Genomic DNA, 16,722 nt, shown 5'->3' with positions numbered 1-16,722 from the left:
GCTGCGCGCGTACCCTACAAAATGCAATAGAGGCGGGTTTTAGCCAAATTTGTCGATCGCCAAAATCCGTCTCAAACTCGCCCCTAATGACAACAGTTAACAATCAACAATCAACAATCAACAATTAACCGGCTAATTCTTAGCCCCTACGCCAACATACATAATCGACGTATCCTCATTAATTTTGATTTTAAACAAGCCAGACTTTTTGTAACCAACATAGTTAGCGATATTAGAGATTAGCGCTTGAGAAAATTGTTGGAAACTTCCCCCCGAAGGAAATAGCTGCTTTCCACTTTTAAAATTCCCCCAAAAACCTTGCAACTCGGCTAAAATAGCGCCCATTTCTCCAAACAGGTCGAAACCTTTAATTTCAATCTTGCCGAAACCCGTATCGCGCATTACCACAGACAGTTCATCCGGGGTAATAAACTTTTCCCAATCGTGAACGCCCCGCTTAATTTCCTGCAATGTATTTTCCATCAGTCCAATCATCACAATTTGCGAGGAAAAAGTTCTGTTGATTGTATCAAAAAAGAACAGTCCCCCAGGCTTGAGAATCCTGTGAACCTCAGACACAACTTTTTTGTAATCAGCAACGTGTTCCAAAACATCCACGCAGATTACAACATCAAAGGTATTGTCATCGTAGGGCATATTTTCGGCAAAACCTTGCCTGTAGTCAATCTCCAAACCGCTGGTAACTGCGTGATTTTGAGCCGCTACAATACATTTTTGCGATCGATCTATTCCAGAAACCACAGCGCCTCTCTCGGCCATAAACTCGCAAGAAAAGCCGCCGCCGCACCCGACATCTAAGGTTTTCAGCCCTTGCCAATTAGTCGCGTGTCTGTCGAAAAACTCAAATCTGGGTTTGTTTAGATGGTATAAGGCATAAATTTTAGCATTTTCGTCCCACCAATTATCGGCATTTTCATCATAAAATTCTAAATCATTTTTTACTTCTGTTTTCTGCACGATTTTCTCAGTCCTGCTTAGTGGAAAATATAGATAGCGATCGCACTTTGGCTTGATTTTCTCGGACGCCCATCAACCTAATTTTTGTGAAAAATCTGAGGTTTCGTGACGATTTTGCAGGCAGGAACCGGGTTTCTGAATCCGCGCGCATAAGTTCTATTTTCTCGTTAGTTGCGAATCGCCACAGTTTTTTATTATAATACTTTTGGCATAAATTTCAACGAGATGGATCGCGTTTCTATTATCATCCCAGCCCTCAACGAAGCGACTTGTCTGGAACGCACCCTCCGCCAACTCAGCATTCTCAATCCTCCGGCTTGGGAAGTATTAGTGGTAGACGGCGGCAGTCAAGACGAAACAGTGGCGATCGCACTTTCCGCAGCCACCCGCGTTATTTCTAGCAGTACAGCCGGACGTTCCGTGCAAATGAATTTAGGTGCTCAAGTCGCCACCGGCGAAATTTTGTGCTTTCTCCACGCCGATACTTTAGTTCCCGACGACATTGTAGCAGTCATCCAGAAAACATTGTCCGATGCCGAAATTTCCGGCGGCGGGTTTATCTCTCTGATGGCTGGTTCGCAACAAACAAGATGGGGTTTTTCCCTCCACAATTACCTGAAAACTTATTACGCGCCGCTGGTATTTCGACCTCATTTATTTTTCCAAGGATTGCGCCTGCTGTTTGGCGACCAAGTTATTTTTTGTCGCCGTACCGATTTTTGGGAATGCGAGGGTTTCGATGCTGCGCTGCCAATTATGGAGGAAGCGGATTTGTGTTTGAAGTTAGTGCGACGGGGTAAAATTAAGTTAGTGAATCGGGTAGTGGAAAGTAGCGATCGGCGAGTGGCGAATTGGGGCGAATTTAAAGCTATTGCGATCTATCTTTCGATTGGATTTTTGTGGGGTTTTGGGGTTTCCCCAAGGTATCTCAAGCAGTTTTATGAAGACATCCGCTGAAACACAAAATTTGATTAAATTCCCAAAATGTACTGCCTGTAATTTTTTGGCAAAACTTTTTCCAACAGGTAAATAATCGCCCAACAACCTAACAAAGTCCCCATAACTAAAAAGCCGAGCTTCAGCAGGGGATTTACCGGATCAATAAACTTATAAAACACTAACAACACATATTTCACTACTGTCGAATCCAGGAGATATATAGGGAATGAGTAAGCAGCCAATATTTTGACTAACCCAGATACTCTACTGGGAAGTGCAATACTCTTAGAAAATGCGAGGATCGATAATACGAACAAAATTGCGTATCCTTGAGAAGATAGTTTAAAAAACGATCGGAGAAACCATGCCTCCGAATTAACTCCACTTATCAGGTAATATTCCAAAATGCTAGCTAGATAAACAAGGATCGTTGCCGCTAAAATTGGTATTTTTCTTCGTTCTAGAACGGGTTGAATCCTGTCATAGGAAACGCCCAAAAATAGACCAGTTGAAAATGGCAAAATCCAACTGAAAATCCAGCGCTCCATCAAAGGTAGAGGTATTGATATGTATTTGAGAGCGGTTAAGTAGAAGAAGATTGTAAAAATTGTTTGAATTGTTAAACCCAAAGCCAAAACTTTTCTGGGTTCTAAAAATTTTAATTTCACGAGAAGCCACCACCAGCCGTAGCATTGAACAATCACAACGATGAAGTAATAGGGAGGCATCACTGAACCCGTCAAGATATCTCTGAGTAATGACAGTAAATCAAATTTTTGGATTTCCCCCCAATTATTGAAAATGTACAAAGCTACTGACCAAAACAGATAAGGGGGTATAATTTTTGACAGTCTTTTTTTAACTACCAGTGCGGGATTATTTTGATTTTCCAGTTTGTTGGTGAGAAAAAAGCCGCTCAGCAGTAAAAATGCAGGTACGCAAAATAGTTGAAATGTATCGATCGCCACAAATAGAATTCTGCGATCGCGAAATACCAAGAACCCAGCATGAGTAATCACCACACTGACGATCGCTAAAGCTCGGATCAAATCAAATTCAGCGAACCGATTAGAAACTTTTTGCATGGTAAAAATTAGATTGTAAAAATTGGAACCCAATTAGGAATTTTTTGTCTGATGAGTTTTCACCAAACTCTAGCATAAAATTTTATATTTGCTCCTATCTTCACAAAACTTATGTCGGCAAAAATAAGTCACCGACTGCTGGGACTGAGGAATAAAGACTATAGAGACTATTGCGAAAAAAAATCTACCTAAATGAGGAATAAAGACTATAGAGACTATTGCGAAAAAAAATCTACCTAAATTAGGTAGACTTTTAGAAATGTTCAAGCAATGAGTTCACTGTTGGCTAACCGTTGTTGTGATGGATGTGCGACGCAGAAACACTATCCAACCGATCGCGCCCGTTGCGGATCACGCGCAGCATATCGCTCAGCTTGTGCTCGATATTATCTAGCACTTGGTCAGCATAATCGTCGGCTCCGTTTTGAATTTCCTCGCATTCAGCCATCGCCCTGACTCTCATCTCTTCCAATTCCTCTTGAGCCTGGTAGCGAATTTGTTCGACTTCCGCCAGCGTCGCCTGCTGAATTGCCTCGCAGTCGAGCAAAACTTGCTGCCGCAACTGATCTGCTTCTATCTTCGCCTGCTGGAGCAGGCCCATATCGTTTAAAAGTTCTGCAGCTCGCTGTTCTGCTGCTTCTATCACTTCCTGAGCGTAAAGTTCCGCTTCTTGAAGCAAGTCGTCCTTGTGCCGGATGATCGTCTCGGCTTCCTGAAAGGCGATCGGCAAATTTAGCCTCACCAAGTCTAACTGATCGAGCAACTGTTCTTCATCCACCAGAGTGCGTCTGGTCATGGGAATTCGCGGACTGTCGAGAACAATTTCCTCAAGCCGGTTCAATTCCCGCTGGATGTCTACTCCTGCGGTTCGGGTGGGGTCTCCGAAGGCGGCTGTGTTCTGAGGTGATTCGTTCTCAGTGCGGAGGCCGTTACTATCGGGTTCGATGCGAGTTGGTTCCTGCTGGCGTAACATTTGTAAATATCTAGGGCGACGTGTTTCGGAACAAGATGATCTACGGAGCCACCAAACTTGGCTATTTCTTTAACTACACTACTACTTAAAAAGCTGTACTCGTTAGAAGTTGCCAAAAAAACTGTTTCAATTTCGCCCAGAAGGGTTTTATTGGTGTGGGCCATCTGGAGTTCCATTTCAAAATCTGTTAATACCCGGAGCCCCCGCAGCAGCACTTTGGCTTGTCGAATCTTAGCATAGTTTACTGTCAAACCTTCAAAACTGTCTACTTCTACATTTGGCAAGTGTTGAGTAGAGCGCCGGATCTGCTCGATCCGTTCCTCTACGGTGAAGAGAGGGGTTTTGCTGGGGTTTCTGACTACGGTAACAATTACCCGATCGAACAGTTTGCAGCCCCGCTCAATAATGTCTGCGTGACCGAAGGTAATGGGGTCAAAGCTGCCTGGATAGATTGCAATCACGAGTTTGGCTCACCGGAGTGGGGGAGTGGGGGAATGTGGGAGTGGGGGAGAGTGGGAGAGTGGGAGAGTGGGAGAGTGGGAGAGTGGGAGAGTGGGAGAGTGGGAGAGTGGGAGAGTGGCAAAGCCGGAGATGTGGAAAATCTTCCTTCTTCCTTCTTCCTTCTTCCTTCTTCCTTCTACTTTTTCATGGAATGAGCTTTGTAGAAAGTTTCGAGGCTTTGCTTGTCGCCCACAAACCGCCAATGCCAAGGCTCGTAACTGACGCCTTGGCGATTGTTTTTCGGGAAGGACATTTCAAAGCTGAAGGCGACGGCGTTGGCTTCTAACCACTTGAATGCTTCGGTATTTTCAAAACTGGGACTGAGGTTGTGTTCCGGGGCGGTGCCGTCGCCGATGTCGATCGCATAACCGGTGTGGTGTTCGCTGTAACCTGGTGGGGCGCTGACTTCGGCTCGCTTGCTGGCGTTTTGCCTGCGTTCGGCTTTCACGTCAAAAAATACGTGCTGTTGGTCTTGCAGGGAGCGAAAGCCGGATATGGGAGCGAAGTAGATGCCTGATGCTGCGGCGGCGTTGACCATTTCCTGATATTTTGCTGCTGCTGAGGTGCGGAGTTTGACGCTACCGTCGGAGGTGACGCCTACTAAGTCTTTGGCTGGTGCTTCTGGGTACGGCAAGTGTCCCAGCAGGTTTTCTGGGATTGCGGGGACTTTTGGGGTGGTAGCTGGACTCGCGACAGACGGAGACGCGGAACTGGTGGGCGCTGGGTTTTGTTGAGTTTGCTCGGCCTGACTGGTGGCTGGGAACAAGTTAAAGTTGAGGTGCAGCCAGATGCTGACCCCACAGGCTAGTGCGGCCAACCCTAGCAGTTTCCAAATCAGCCCTTTTTTCTTGGACTGACTCTGCCCTGCTTCTGGGTATGGATGGTCTCGCACTGCTTCTGGAATTTCGTCGGCGACAAGCTCCGAGGCTTGCGGGGGTTTTCTCGACAGACTAGCGTTATCCAAGCCAGCTCCACTCCTGCACTTCAATAAGGCTCAACGTTACAAATTGTAGACCGATATGGGCGATCGAACAGCTACAATTCGCGTTGAGAATATATCATCTCTTTCTGACCTCGCCCCGTCCCATCCGCCAACTCTCGCCTCTGTTGCTTGGGCCCACAGTCGATCGTCCCTGCGAGGTCGAACTGGTTGGCGTTGGTAGCGCTGGTTTATTTTAAGTGTAATTTGTTACTGTTGTCCGACAAAATCCAACAATTCTGCGATCGACACATCAAACGTCCGCGCCAATTTTAGCACAGCACCGATGTCAGCCATTGCCATACCGGGCGATCGGGCATAACTTTATAACAGTATTGTAGGATACTCCAGAGCGATCGGCTACTTCCTTTAGCGATCGGCATTCGAGCGCCCTCAAGGTCTAATTAGTAGCTTAAAGCTCGATCGACCCCAATCAAACATTACCAACTTCCGCCAACTCAACACCAGCAACAGAACCTGACTCTTCCCCTTCATCCTCTTGAGCCACTGCAACTGTTAACTTCAATCCCAGAGCATTCAGCCAATTTGCCAAAGCATAAATTGTTGCACTTCCATTCTGCGACAACAAAACATCTAATTTTTCCAGATGCAATGAGGCCTCCTCCGCAGACATATTTGGTTCGCCAAGAGCCTCAAATACATTGCTAAGTGCGAGTTCCAGCAAACCAGGTTCAGGCTCTTCGTCTTCCAAATGCGCTGTTAGATAAGCCGCAGCGTGCATTTTATCCTTGAGGGCTTCAATCAGATAATCCTGATAACTATCGCTCGTTGGCATTTTGGCGTTCTCCATATTCTTTCCAATACTCATACGCTTTGCGGATATCTTGTTCTTGAGTGCTTTTATCTCCACCGCAAAGGAGAAGCACTATTGTTGACCCAACTTGCCCGAAGTACACGCGATACCCCGGCCCAAAATCAATTTTTAATTCGCAGACTCCTTCCCCAACAGACTTGCTGTTTCCTAAATTCCCCAAGCGAACTCGGTCAAGCCTTTGCTCAATTTTAACTACCGCATTCAAATCCCGCAGGGAACTAAGCCACTCTGCGAAAGGATTTCTACCGTCTGGGGTAATATAACGCCTAATTTCCCTCGGTTGTACTTCCATAAGGTCGATCGTACTTGCACCCTCATCTTAATACGGACGATCGCCCCAAATCAAACATTACCAACTTCCGCAAACTCTGCAGCACTAACAGAATCTTTCTCTTCCCCTTTATCCCCTTCATCAACCACAACAGATAACTTCAATCCCAGAGCATTCAGCCAACTTGCCAAAGCATAAATTGTCGCACTTCCTTCTCCCGACAACAAAACATCTAATTTTTCCAAATGCAATGAGGCATCTTCAGCAGACATATTTGGTTCGCCCAGAGCCTCAAATACATCTCGAAGTGCTTTTCGCATGATTCCTAATTCCAAATCTCCTTCTTCCTCCTCAAGTATCTCTGTGAGATAGCCAGCAGAATATGCCGGCTCTTTGAGATTTGAAATTTTATAGGGGTGATAAGGTAAGCTCTTAGGCATTGTCATTGTCTTAACTCCTGTAATCTGTCCAGTATGTTTTAGCCTTGCGGATATCTTGCTCTTGAGTGCTTTTATCCCCGCCTATCAACAAAAGTACAATTGTTTCTTCTACTTGTCCAAAATAGATCCGATAGCCGGGGCCGTAATTTATCCTCAACTCATAGACACCTTCTCCGACTGATCGATAATCTCCGAAATTTCCAGTCCCCACTCGATCGAGTCGCCGGTCAATCTTAAATTTTGCCTTGAGATCCCGCAGGGAGTCTAACCACTCCGAGAAAGGAACTTTGCCGTCAGGGGTAGTGTAACGCTGAATATCTCTGGGTTGTACTTCCATAAAGTCGATCGAACTTGCACCCTCATCTTAATATCGGCGATCGCCCCCTATCAAAGCTTCTTCACCAGGGCCAACTCAATATCTCCGATCGAAAAAAAACTATGCAGTCAGGCGTGGTGTAACGCTCCATTTCTCTCGGTTGCGCTTCCATAATCTTGATTCTAGCCACGATCGCACTCCAATCTTCAAGCCGCCCCGATCGACCCTTGACTTCATGCGCTACAATTATTAAGAAATCTTTAGTTAAATCCGTTTAACGTTCCAGACGCATTATGAGTCTTCCCATTCGCAACGTCGCCATCATTGCTCACGTCGATCACGGCAAAACCACCCTTGTGGACGCTCTCCTCAGACAGTCCGGGATCTTCCGCGAAGGGGAAGAAATCCCAGATTGCGTCATGGACTCCAACGACATCGAGCGCGAACGCGGCATTACCATCCTTTCCAAAAACACCGCCGTCAGGTACGGAGAAACCCTGATCAACATCGTCGATACGCCCGGACACGCGGACTTCGGCGGCGAAGTCGAACGAGTTCTCGGCATGGTTGACGGCTGTCTGCTGATCGTAGACGCCAACGAAGGCCCGATGCCACAAACCCGGTTCGTGCTCAAAAAAGCCCTAGAAAAAGGACTGCGCCCGATCGTCTTTGTGAACAAGATCGATCGACCCCAAGCAGACCCCCACAAAGCTATTGACAAAGTTTTAGACTTGTTCTTAGAACTCGGCGCCGACGACGATCAATGCGAATTCCCCTATCTTTTCGGTTCCGGACTCAACGGTACTGCTAAAAAAACTTTGGACGACGAAGCAGTGGACATGAAACCGCTGTTTGAAGAAATTCTAGACCACGTACCGCCCCCCGTAGGCGACCCCAACAAACCTCTGCAACTGCAAGTCACCACCTTGGATTATTCCGAATACGTGGGTCGCATTGTCATCGGCCGCATCCACAACGGCACAATTAAAGTTGGCCAACAAGCCGTCTTAATCACAGAAAGCGGCGCGCTTGTCAAATCAAAAATCAGCAAATTGATGGGCTTTGAAGGCCTGAAGCGGATTGATATCCAAGAATCTTCTGCTGGTAATATTGTCGCCGTTGCCGGTTTTGCTGATGCCTATATTGGCGAGACAATTACTTGTCCGAACGACCCGCAAGCGCTGCCTTTAATCAAGGTTGACGAACCGACTTTGCAGATGACTTTCTCGGTGAACGATTCGCCGTTCTGCGGTCAAGAAGGAAGTTTGGTGACATCTCGGCAAATTCGCGATCGACTGATGCGAGAACTCGAAACCAACGTCGCCTTGCGCGTCGAAGAAACCGATTCTCCCGACAAATTCCTCGTATCAGGTCGCGGCGAACTTCACCTCGGCATTCTGATCGAAAATATGCGCCGCGAAGGATACGAATTTCAAGTATCTCAGCCGCAAGTAATCTACCGCGAAATCGGCGGTCGTCCCTGCGAACCCTTTGAATGTTTGGTGTTAGACGTACCCGAAGAAGCAGTCGGCGGCTGCATTGAACGCCTCGGTCAGCGGAAAGCAGAAATGCAAGATATGCACGTCAGCAGCACCGGTCGCACCCAAATCGAATTTTCAGTCCCCGCTCGCGGTTTGATTGGATTCCGAGGCGAGTTCATGCGCTTGACTCGCGGCGCTGGAATTATGAACCACAGTTTCCTCGACTATCGCCCCCTCGGTGGAGAAATTATCGCCCGTCGCAACGGAGTATTGATTTCCTTTGAAGAAGGAGTTGCAACTACTTATTCACTGAAAAATGCTGAAGACCGTGGCGTATTTTTCATTACCCCCGGAACCAAGGTTTACAGAGGGATGATTATCGGAGAAAACAACCGAGATGAAGACATGGAGCTGAATATTTGCAAGTCGAAGCAGTTGACAAACCACCGCGCATCTGGCGGTGAAGAATTGGCGCAATTGCAAGCACCAGTCGATATGAGTTTGGAACGCGCTTTGGAGTACATCGGCCAGGATGAATTGGTGGAAGTAACGCCAAAATCAATTCGTTTGCGGAAGGTTTCTAAGAAGTTGGTAAAACGCTAAAACAAATTGATGGCTGGCTATTTTGCCAGCCATTAGTGTCAACTTCAAACTGTATTTAAAGGCAATATTAATTTTTAACGCAATCAAAAATAGGTAAAAACGATGTCAACAGTTTATCGTTTAAAAGCCAGCGAACTAGACCGTAACTTTTTAGAACAAATCAAAGCGATTTTTGGAGATAAAGAGATTGAAATAATTGTCTCAGAATGCGATGAAACCGAATATCTTTTGAAATCGGAAGTCAATAGAAACAAACTGTTGAAAGCTATTGAAAATGTTAAAGACAGGCAAAATTTAGTTGAAGTCGATCTACAGGATTTGCAATGAGCAGAAGAATTATTTTTGAATCTTCTGCTTTTGCAGATTTTAATGAATGGGCCAAATTAGACAAAAAGATTTATCGCAAAATTGTAGAATTGATTAAAGATATAGATCGATCGCCCTTTGAAGGATTGGGTAAACCAGAACCTCTGAAATACGAGTTAAGTGGTTTTTGGTCGAGGCGCATTGATAACGAACATCGTTTGGTTTACCAAGTTACGGAGGTCGAAATTGCGATCGCAGCTTGTAAGAAGCATTACAGTGAATGAAGCTTTAAGCAATGTAACTATCGCTCTTTTTATCCCTTTACTGAATGCGATCGCTCTCAATCTTCTTGCTGAAGTTCTTCTATTAGATTAAGTACCTCTTGATAATTTTCTTCTTTTTCCTGTACCCGATATAAATTTTTAGCGTGGTGAAGATCCAGAGCTGCTTTTTGGTGATTTCCCAACTGACCGTAGACAATGCCTCGGTTGTGATAAGCTTCAGCAAATTTCCGTTCAAGCTGAATTGCCTGAGTGTAATCCTCACACGCTTTCTTTTTTCCCCCAACCTAAAGTGAATAAGCCCCATGTTGTAGAAGGTTTTTTCATTATGGGGGTTCAGCCAAGCTGACTGGGTGTAATCATCAAGTGCTTTTTGCAGATCGTCTAATTTCAAAAAGTAGACATCACCTCGATTATTCCAAGCAAGGGCATCATCAGCATTTAGTTCAATTGCTTTGGTGAAATCTTTAAGTGCCCCTGGCACATCCCCCATTTGTAAACGAGCAAAACCTCGGTCATTGTAGGCTTGAGCATAGCGACGATTTAGTTGAATTGCTCGGGTGTGAGCGGCCCGCGCTCCTCGGTAATCATCTGAGTTAGAAGAAATAATACCCAGGTTGTTGTGAAAATCTGCACAATCAGGATTGAGCAATATCGCCTTTGTGTAATCCTCAATTGCTCCGGCATCGTCTCCTAGTTCATGGCGAACATTAGCCCGGTTATTGTAGGCATCTGCATAATCAGGATTGATCTTAATTGCTCGATCGAAATTTTCAATGGCTCCCTTAAAATCTCTTTCCTTAGCCTTGTTTCTTCCCAGTTCATCGAAATCCTCAGCACAGAGAGGAGAGTGCGATCGCACCCTCTCGACTACAACCTCAATGTCACAAAAGTTGTCCAGCACTTCCTCAATTTGCTCAGGTTCAGCATCTTGAAAATGAGGGTTACTGTGTTCTTTTTCCTCTGTCTCAGTTTCAGTGAATGGATTAGCAATAATATCTCTCGGATCTAGCGCTAGCTTTTTACAAATCTCTTCAAAATTCAAGCGCGAGACTCGTTTAGAATTAAAAAAAAAACCAACTGTTGAGCGAGCTATTCCTAACTCTACCGCTAAAGCCTTCTTATTTAAACTATTTCTGAGTAAAGCTCGTTCTGCTTTTTTGATGCCTTCTGGAGATGCGCTTAATCCTTTTATCACCATAGCCTGACTCCAACACTTATGGCTATTGTAACTGAACGAATAAAAGTCAGACACAAACTCAGACAGAAAGTCGGACACATCAGACAGTTTAGCCGGTCACAATCTCAGACACCCACCCTCGAAGCTAGGGATGTAGTGATTCACTACTCAAAACTTAGCTGACGGAATTAATCATGTACAACAATAATCAGCAAAACGAAGCCAAATTCTCCCAGCCACTACCCCCGCTTTCCCAAAAACAGGAATACGACTTCCAAACTCAAAAGAAAGTAGGAAAGACAGGAGAGGCGATCGTAGACAAGTGGTTGCAGATTCATGGCTATCGCATTGAGGATGTCTCAGATTTGCCACAGTATCAGAAAGCAGGTATTGACCGCGTACTAATTCGCCCAAACGGTTCAACTGCAACTGCTGAGTATAAGACCGATTTAAAAGCCAAGCAAACTGGAAACTTGTTTTTTGAAGCTTTTGACGATCGCAACCGTCCCTGTTGGGGATGGACTTCGCAAGCCGATCTCTGGATATTTTTCATTCCTCAACAGGAGATATTGGTCGTCGAACCGGGTAAATTCAGGTTGTTAGTTTCGCAGCAACAGCCAGAACTGCCGCAGAAAGTAGTACCAAATCAAGGCTACAGTGTAACTGGATTACCTGTTCCATTAGCAAAGGTGCGGAATATTGCTAGCCACGTTTTCAAGTTTCCTGACGTTCTTTTCTAAAAAGAGACTCGCTGTTAATCTGGCGATCGCCTACTCAAGGCGATCGCCATTATTGGAGTAATAATACTTAGCAAACGCTAATTTGGCGATCGTTATGTTTTAATAAAAAATTGAGCAAAATCCCAACAAAGCCAGCCATGAGTCCTAAATCAATAGCCGTAATCAACTTCAAAGGCGGTGTCGGAAAGACCACCGTCACTTGGAGTCTGGGAAATATTATATCCCAAGGAACAGACCGAGAAGTCTTGATGTTAGACTTAGATCCGCAAATGTCGCTCACAGAGGCGATCGGACTTAACGAAAATACAGGTCATTTAGATGACAAGTTTGGTAAGTGGTACGAACAATCTATCAAGCACAGACTCACAATTTACGACGCTCTAGAAGTCTTTAAAAAAGCCGGACAAAACTTTAAATTTCCTGTTGGTTTCGACACCATTTATCAGATTGACGAACAGTTGCATTTTGTCCCTTCAGTTGAAGAATTGTATTGGTTGGATATCGATGGATTTGAGGGAAAAAGTGTTAAAGACTTCATCCGCAGATTCATCGGCAAAATCGCCAACTCTGCCAATCTCCCCAAATACGACTTGATGCTTTTTGACTGTTCGCCTTCCTTCAGCCTCCTCACCTACAGCGTACTCTCTTGCTGCGACTTAATATTGATTCCCGTCAATCCCGATTATTTTGGTTCTAGGGGATTGAGTTTAGTTTTAAACTCGCTCCAGAAACGAATTGAGCCTTATCCGTTTCCCAAAATTGCAGTGTTTATGAATAAAGCTAAAACCTATGGAGGATTGCTGACAAATGAAGTTCAGTTTTACATGAGAGAAGTAAAGAGACTTTGCGATGAGATATCAAAAGATAATAACATAGAAGTTAGATTCTTAGAATCGACGATTCGCGAAAGCGTCGGGCTAAAACGGGCGATTAATGAGGGAGAACTGCCGCGAGAATTAGTTAGAGAATTTGAAAAACTATGGCGCGAGTGTGAGGAGTATCTGAAATGATTAAAAAAGAAATTTTGGCTGCTTCCGAACAAGAAAGTGGGGGCTTAGTTGAGGAAATTGGCGAACTTAAGGAAATCTTGCGGGACGTTGCTCGAAAATTAACCAAGCTTGAAACTCAAGTCAAGCGGGGAGGGCTTTCTGCTGGGTCAAAAACTTCGGATATTTCCAGCGGTGCTGATGTTAATAAACCTGCTAATTTATCGGCTAGAAATGTTCTAGAAGTTTATGAAGAACTGCGTTTACAAGCTAAGAATGGTAATGAAGAAGAGGTGAGGCAAAAGTTGTTGGCAATGAGTGCAACTGACTTGAACTTGATGTGTTGCGAGTTAGGGATGCCGCCCAGCAGCAAAAATCCGTCCCGCAAAAAAATGTTCGAGCTAATTATTGGCAGAATTAAACAGAGTTTGAGGCTGTCGAGACATATCGACAGACAAACACTTTGAATGGGGCATTGGGAATGGGGCATTGGGAATGGGGCATTGGTAATAGTTTGGAGTTAGAATTTGCCATATCCCCGCAGGACTTTAAGAAGTCGGGGATATGAGGACTGAAGACTGTGAAAATTTAAAAGTAAGGAGATGATATTGACAAAATGCTTTTGAATAAATTATTGCGAATTAAGCCGATCGGCCTTATTTCCCTAACACTCTCAATCAGCTTTTTTTTGAGCCTTCACAGCCCCGGAACGCCCGCAGCCCAAAAACCAAGGATACTGGCGTTTACCGCCCTCCAAAGGCGGGGCTGCGAGGTGAGAAACAATTTATTTGCCATCAATGCTAGCAGTTCCTCCCGCCGCGAACTTGCACCCAATATAGATGTTAGTCCTACCCTAGTTTGGTCGCCCAACGGCCAGCGACTCGCTTTCGTTAGCGGAGACACCGACATCTATACAGTTAATGCTGACGGTTCCCGACTAACTAAACAGTTTGCTGGGGATGCTTGCAAAGCAGCTAATTTTGAAATAGTTTGGTTTTCCAACAGTCAGAAACTTGTTTTTGCTCGCTCTTGCGACGGTTTTACCTCGGATACTCCCGGCAGCCAATCACTTTATACAAGCGACACTTCAGGCATCCTAGGAACTAAATTAGTTAGGAATTGGGAATTAGGAGGAGCTCCACTTAAAACCGAAATTTCATCGCAATTTTACCTTTCGCCGGACGCCCACCAGGTAGCATTTGTCAAGGATAAATATATATACAAAATGAATGCCGACGGTTCGGAAGTGACCAAACTAACTAAAAGTTCCGGCGAGTATGTTTCCGGCGGAAGCCAACTTGTTTGGTCGCCCAATAGCAAAAAAATTGCTTTCCTTTTCGGCGCTTATCCGAAACAGCAAATTTACACAATTAATGCCGATGGAACCCACCTCAAAAATTTGACGAACAACCCGCAAAATGAGGTTTACAACGTCAAACTATTTTGGTCGCCCGACAGCAGCCGCATTGCTTACTATTACAATAAAGCCGGCGATTCATCAGGCGAACAGCAAGATATCTACCTGCTCGACATTAACCGGGGGACAGCCAAGAACCTCACCCAAAAACCCAGAAACTACGACGCACTTTCGTGGTCGCCGGATAGCAAATTTATTGCCTTCGTCGCCGGAGAGTTCAACAATCAAAAACTCTACACAATCAATGCTGACGGGAACCAGCTAAATCAACTAGCTCCTCGGCTAAAACCGTCGGGAATTTCAGAATTAGCTTGGTCTACTGACAGCCAGCAAATCACTTTTATATTTAACGAAATCCAAGGAGACAAAAGCAATTTGTATGTAATTAATCGCGACGGTTCGGCATTGACTAAATTGACAAACGACAAGGATTTGAATGCTAGCAATCCGGTTTGGCAACCGCAGTAAAGTTAAGAACCAAAATATGCTGTCGGGGTGGTTTTAGCACAGATAAACTCAGCACGACGGGCTACATTGGCATTCCCCCGCAGCGAAAGCGGGTTAGCGAACAAGAAAGAATCCACCAAACTCAACACTAAAAACTCTTCTCAAATTGGGGAAGATGCAATAATTTTTTTCTCCTTTAATGGCTGGTGAACTTCCAAATCATTTGACTCAAGTTCCTGGTGTTTTTCATCCTGCACCTGTTTGTCAATTTTGGGCAACTTTAAAATCGCCCCAGCTAAAACCCAATAATACACGGACACTGGATCTACATCTAGCGGATAGTATTGAGTATTGATCGTAATAAATCCAACAAAGACCCAAAAACTTGCTCCGTAACTCCGCAAATTTTTGTCCTTGACAGAGCGGTAAGCTCTAAAAGTTAGAAAAGCCAAGTGTAAAACCATGATTTGAAAAGCAATCATTCCCGGATAACCGAGTTCGTAGATCAACTTAGGTTGGAAAGTTTCAATTAGCTGCGTGGTACCAAATATTCGCGTTGAATTAGTTGCTCGTCCCACACCTCTACCGAAAGGTCTGTCAATGATAAAATTGTTGCTCTGCTCGAATTGATTAAAGAGAAACTGCTGGGGCGGTGCAGCATTCCAGCGGCTAACAAAACTCTCCCACCGCTGCTCGATAATTCCCGGGTTAATTGCTGCACCGACAAACAGCAGAATCGCCAGTCCTGCACCGATGGGAATAAATCGTTTGAAATTAACTAATTGACCAGTGAGAACTAGCAGGATGGCAGTGGCAACTGGAACCATAATTAAAGCAGCTCTTTGACCGGAAATAACTGCATTGGCAAATACTAATGCCATGCCAAATAAACCGATAAGTCGCCACCAGAATGAAGGGTCACAAAAGGCAGAGGCAAAGGTTAAAAAAGCATTAGAAATTAAAAACCACGCCCACTGCCAAGGGGCGACAAAAGTTCCCGGCAAGCGAATAAATTTGACTTCTGGACTGAACACCAAAGAACCGCCGACAAAACATCTAGCTTGCAGCGTTGCTTTATATAATTCTTCTCCGATCATTCCTCGAGTACCTGCACACTTTCCACTTTGCAGCAACAGGTATTGAATCAAACCGAGAAGGCAGCAAACGATCGCCAAAACGATGTGCATTCGACTAAAAAATACCAAATCCTTCTTAGTGCGGAGCAAATAATAGGTACAAGCAATCAGCGGTATGTAACCTATCAATACTTTTAAGCCGAGAATTCCTTGCAAAATTGGTTTGTCGCCCTTCATCGGGTTGAGCTGCATATCGCCGTTGACAAAAATTAAAGTCAGCATGGCCATCATTAACAGGATGCTGAAGGTAGAAAGCATTTGTTTGGGAATGAACAGGGGTAACTGTTTCTTTTTGCAGCTTTGAATTAGGGCGATGAGGGCTGGTATGTAGAAAGCATCTTTTGCTACTTGAAATGCAGCATTCCCGCCACCAATTGCGTAAGTAATTGTACCGCTGAAAGGCAGGTAAATTAGAAAAGCCCACAAAGCTTGACGGGGGTACTTGTAGGAAAGCAGCAAGATGGCTGCGGCTGCCCCTCCTGCAACAGCAATCTTAGGGCGGGCTACGAACAACAGGGGGATGCTGGCAGCAAGGCTGACTAAGCAGCTTATGGCGATCGCCTGCAGCAATTCATTGCGCTTTTGTGAAGTTTTGCGTTTTTGTGCTGCTACTTCTTTTTTGCTTAGCGCTGTTGTTTTTTCGCTGTGCTTGTGTTTGGATTTTTTGGATTTGCGCTTGGTTTTCAACATAACTTCTAGAAGGCACTCAGATGTAGAAGGCACTCAGATGTAGAAGGCACTCAGATGTAGAAGGTAGAAGGCAGAATGAATAGAAGCAAAAATATTGCGGCAGATGTGGTTACTTATTCTTAAAGTCAAGATCGAGAA

20 protein-coding genes and 1 pseudogene are annotated in these 16,722 nt (G+C 44.8%); 9 read left to right on the top strand and 12 right to left on the bottom strand.

The window, feature by feature from the left end; genetic code table 11:
* Positions 1-132: 132 nt before the first annotated feature.
* Positions 133-978: a bifunctional 2-polyprenyl-6-hydroxyphenol methylase/3-demethylubiquinol 3-O-methyltransferase UbiG gene (ubiG, locus tag QUA99_RS14555; protein ID WP_333237788.1), complete on the bottom strand. Its 846-nt coding sequence runs from the start codon at positions 976-978 to the stop codon at positions 133-135.
* Between the two features lie 225 nt (positions 979-1,203).
* On the opposite strand from ubiG, the gene QUA99_RS14550 reads away from it, so the two are divergent.
* A complete protein-coding gene (locus QUA99_RS14550; protein ID WP_333237785.1) occupies positions 1,204-1,935 on the top strand; it encodes a TIGR04283 family arsenosugar biosynthesis glycosyltransferase in 732 nt (243 codons plus the stop codon).
* Between the two features lie 14 nt (positions 1,936-1,949).
* Here QUA99_RS14550 and QUA99_RS14545 read toward each other — a convergent pair whose 3' ends face one another.
* The 4 genes from QUA99_RS14545 to QUA99_RS14530 all read right to left on the bottom strand — a co-directional run bounded on the left by QUA99_RS14545 (position 1,950) and on the right by QUA99_RS14530 (position 5,440).
* Complete coding sequence (locus QUA99_RS14545) at positions 1,950-3,002, bottom strand: acyltransferase (RefSeq protein WP_333237782.1); 1,053 nt, start codon at positions 3,000-3,002, stop codon at positions 1,950-1,952.
* Between the two features lie 286 nt (positions 3,003-3,288).
* A complete protein-coding gene (locus QUA99_RS14540; protein ID WP_333237779.1) occupies positions 3,289-3,975 on the bottom strand; it encodes a DivIVA domain-containing protein in 687 nt (228 codons plus the stop codon).
* On the bottom strand, positions 3,858-4,436 hold the full coding sequence (gene coaD / locus QUA99_RS14535) for a pantetheine-phosphate adenylyltransferase (protein ID WP_333237776.1): 579 nt from the start codon (positions 4,434-4,436) through the stop codon (positions 3,858-3,860). The genes QUA99_RS14540 and coaD overlap by 118 nt, the downstream gene beginning before the upstream one ends.
* Before the next feature lie 176 nt (positions 4,437-4,612).
* Positions 4,613-5,440 (bottom strand): M15 family metallopeptidase, encoded by an 828-nt coding sequence (locus QUA99_RS14530; RefSeq protein ID WP_333237773.1) that lies wholly within the window; start codon positions 5,438-5,440, stop codon positions 4,613-4,615.
* A 55-nt stretch (positions 5,441-5,495) separates the two neighbouring features.
* On the opposite strand from QUA99_RS14530, the gene QUA99_RS14525 reads away from it, so the two are divergent.
* Complete coding sequence (locus tag QUA99_RS14525) at positions 5,496-5,639, top strand: hypothetical protein (RefSeq protein WP_333237770.1); 144 nt, start codon at positions 5,496-5,498, stop codon at positions 5,637-5,639.
* Positions 5,640-5,888: 249 nt separating this feature from the next.
* On the opposite strand, the gene QUA99_RS14520 is transcribed toward QUA99_RS14525, so the two are convergent.
* The 4 genes from QUA99_RS14520 to QUA99_RS14505 are packed head-to-tail and all read right to left on the bottom strand — an operon-like array spanning position 5,889 to position 7,338.
* Positions 5,889-6,251, bottom strand: a complete 363-nt coding sequence (locus tag QUA99_RS14520; protein WP_333237767.1) for a transcriptional regulator — start codon at positions 6,249-6,251, stop codon at positions 5,889-5,891.
* Positions 6,235-6,582 carry a type II toxin-antitoxin system RelE/ParE family toxin gene (locus QUA99_RS14515; protein WP_333237764.1) on the bottom strand — a complete coding sequence of 116 codons (348 nt, stop codon included), beginning with the start codon at positions 6,580-6,582 and terminating at the stop codon, positions 6,235-6,237. The genes QUA99_RS14520 and QUA99_RS14515 overlap by 17 nt, the downstream gene beginning before the upstream one ends.
* A gap of 50 nt (positions 6,583-6,632) precedes the next feature.
* Entirely contained in the window at positions 6,633-7,007 is a 375-nt protein-coding gene (locus QUA99_RS14510; RefSeq protein ID WP_333237761.1) for a transcriptional regulator, read from the bottom strand.
* 4 nt (positions 7,008-7,011) lie between these two features.
* Positions 7,012-7,338: a type II toxin-antitoxin system RelE/ParE family toxin gene (locus QUA99_RS14505; protein WP_333237758.1), complete on the bottom strand. Its 327-nt coding sequence runs from the start codon at positions 7,336-7,338 to the stop codon at positions 7,012-7,014.
* A 272-nt stretch (positions 7,339-7,610) separates the two neighbouring features.
* Here QUA99_RS14505 and typA point away from each other — a divergent pair, with 272 nt between their 5' ends.
* The 3 genes from typA (at position 7,611) to QUA99_RS14490 (ending at position 9,991) form a co-directional block, all read left to right on the top strand.
* Positions 7,611-9,401: a translational GTPase TypA gene (gene typA, locus QUA99_RS14500; protein ID WP_333237756.1), complete on the top strand. Its 1,791-nt coding sequence runs from the start codon at positions 7,611-7,613 to the stop codon at positions 9,399-9,401.
* Between the two features lie 102 nt (positions 9,402-9,503).
* Positions 9,504-9,728: a hypothetical protein gene (locus QUA99_RS14495; RefSeq protein WP_333212008.1), complete on the top strand. Its 225-nt coding sequence runs from the start codon at positions 9,504-9,506 to the stop codon at positions 9,726-9,728.
* A complete protein-coding gene (locus tag QUA99_RS14490; protein WP_333237753.1) occupies positions 9,725-9,991 on the top strand; it encodes a Txe/YoeB family addiction module toxin in 267 nt (88 codons plus the stop codon). The genes QUA99_RS14495 and QUA99_RS14490 overlap by 4 nt, the downstream gene beginning before the upstream one ends.
* 56 nt (positions 9,992-10,047) lie before the next feature.
* On the opposite strand, the gene QUA99_RS33135 is transcribed toward QUA99_RS14490, so the two are convergent.
* Complete coding sequence (locus tag QUA99_RS33135; RefSeq protein ID WP_445251012.1) at positions 10,048-10,233, bottom strand: hypothetical protein; 186 nt, start codon at positions 10,231-10,233, stop codon at positions 10,048-10,050.
* A 122-nt stretch (positions 10,234-10,355) separates the two neighbouring features.
* Positions 10,356-11,189, bottom strand: a pseudogene (locus tag QUA99_RS14485) (tetratricopeptide repeat protein); the annotation flags it as partial.
* A gap of 173 nt (positions 11,190-11,362) precedes the next feature.
* Here QUA99_RS14485 and QUA99_RS14480 point away from each other — a divergent pair.
* The 4 genes from QUA99_RS14480 (at position 11,363) to QUA99_RS14465 (ending at position 14,779) form a co-directional block, all read left to right on the top strand.
* Entirely contained in the window at positions 11,363-11,908 is a 546-nt protein-coding gene (locus QUA99_RS14480; protein WP_333237749.1) for a hypothetical protein, read from the top strand.
* Between the two features lie 137 nt (positions 11,909-12,045).
* A complete protein-coding gene (locus tag QUA99_RS14475; protein WP_333237746.1) occupies positions 12,046-12,918 on the top strand; it encodes a ParA family protein in 873 nt (290 codons plus the stop codon).
* A complete protein-coding gene (locus QUA99_RS14470) occupies positions 12,915-13,361 on the top strand; it encodes a hypothetical protein (RefSeq protein WP_333237743.1) in 447 nt (148 codons plus the stop codon). The genes QUA99_RS14475 and QUA99_RS14470 overlap by 4 nt, the downstream gene beginning before the upstream one ends.
* Before the next feature lie 149 nt (positions 13,362-13,510).
* A complete protein-coding gene (locus tag QUA99_RS14465; RefSeq protein ID WP_333237741.1) occupies positions 13,511-14,779 on the top strand; it encodes a DUF5050 domain-containing protein in 1,269 nt (422 codons plus the stop codon).
* 140 nt (positions 14,780-14,919) lie between these two features.
* Here the strand turns inward: QUA99_RS14465 and hpsL are convergent, their stop codons facing one another.
* Positions 14,920-16,584, bottom strand: coding sequence for a hormogonium polysaccharide biosynthesis protein HpsL (hpsL, locus tag QUA99_RS14460; RefSeq protein WP_333237739.1), 1,665 nt, complete (start codon positions 16,582-16,584; stop codon positions 14,920-14,922).
* Positions 16,585-16,722: the final 138 nt, after the last annotated feature.

This window comes from Microcoleus sp. F10-B2 (genome assembly GCF_036704965.1).
In the GTDB taxonomy this organism is placed as follows: Bacteria; Cyanobacteriota; Cyanobacteriia; order Cyanobacteriales; family Microcoleaceae; genus Microcoleus.
The sequence above is the reverse complement of the archived record's forward strand: the minus strand, read 5'-3'. Positions and strand labels throughout refer to the sequence as shown.

Excerpts from the sequence above, each read along its gene's own strand:
- QUA99_RS14465 (WP_333237741.1), top strand. The coding sequence starts at position 13,511 with ATGCTTTTGAATAAATTATTGCGAATTAAGCCGATCGGCCTTATTTCC.
- QUA99_RS14480 (WP_333237749.1), top strand. The coding sequence starts at position 11,363 with ATGTACAACAATAATCAGCAAAACGAAGCCAAATTCTCCCAGCCACTA.
- QUA99_RS14520 (WP_333237767.1), bottom strand. The coding sequence starts at position 6,251 with ATGCCAACGAGCGATAGTTATCAGGATTATCTGATTGAAGCCCTCAAG.
- QUA99_RS14515 (WP_333237764.1), bottom strand. The coding sequence starts at position 6,582 with ATGGAAGTACAACCGAGGGAAATTAGGCGTTATATTACCCCAGACGGT.
- QUA99_RS14540 (WP_333237779.1), bottom strand. The coding sequence starts at position 3,975 with ATGTTACGCCAGCAGGAACCAACTCGCATCGAACCCGATAGTAACGGC.
- typA (WP_333237756.1), top strand. The coding sequence starts at position 7,611 with ATGAGTCTTCCCATTCGCAACGTCGCCATCATTGCTCACGTCGATCAC.
- QUA99_RS14550 (WP_333237785.1), top strand. The coding sequence starts at position 1,204 with ATGGATCGCGTTTCTATTATCATCCCAGCCCTCAACGAAGCGACTTGT.
- QUA99_RS14470 (WP_333237743.1), top strand. The coding sequence starts at position 12,915 with ATGATTAAAAAAGAAATTTTGGCTGCTTCCGAACAAGAAAGTGGGGGC.
- hpsL (WP_333237739.1), bottom strand. The coding sequence starts at position 16,584 with ATGTTGAAAACCAAGCGCAAATCCAAAAAATCCAAACACAAGCACAGC.
- QUA99_RS14510 (WP_333237761.1), bottom strand. The coding sequence starts at position 7,007 with ATGACAATGCCTAAGAGCTTACCTTATCACCCCTATAAAATTTCAAAT.
- QUA99_RS14505 (WP_333237758.1), bottom strand. The coding sequence starts at position 7,338 with ATGGAAGTACAACCCAGAGATATTCAGCGTTACACTACCCCTGACGGC.
- QUA99_RS14475 (WP_333237746.1), top strand. The coding sequence starts at position 12,046 with ATGAGTCCTAAATCAATAGCCGTAATCAACTTCAAAGGCGGTGTCGGA.
- QUA99_RS14545 (WP_333237782.1), bottom strand. The coding sequence starts at position 3,002 with ATGCAAAAAGTTTCTAATCGGTTCGCTGAATTTGATTTGATCCGAGCT.
- QUA99_RS14525 (WP_333237770.1), top strand. The coding sequence starts at position 5,496 with ATGGGCGATCGAACAGCTACAATTCGCGTTGAGAATATATCATCTCTT.
- QUA99_RS14495 (WP_333212008.1), top strand. The coding sequence starts at position 9,504 with ATGTCAACAGTTTATCGTTTAAAAGCCAGCGAACTAGACCGTAACTTT.
- QUA99_RS14490 (WP_333237753.1), top strand. The coding sequence starts at position 9,725 with ATGAGCAGAAGAATTATTTTTGAATCTTCTGCTTTTGCAGATTTTAAT.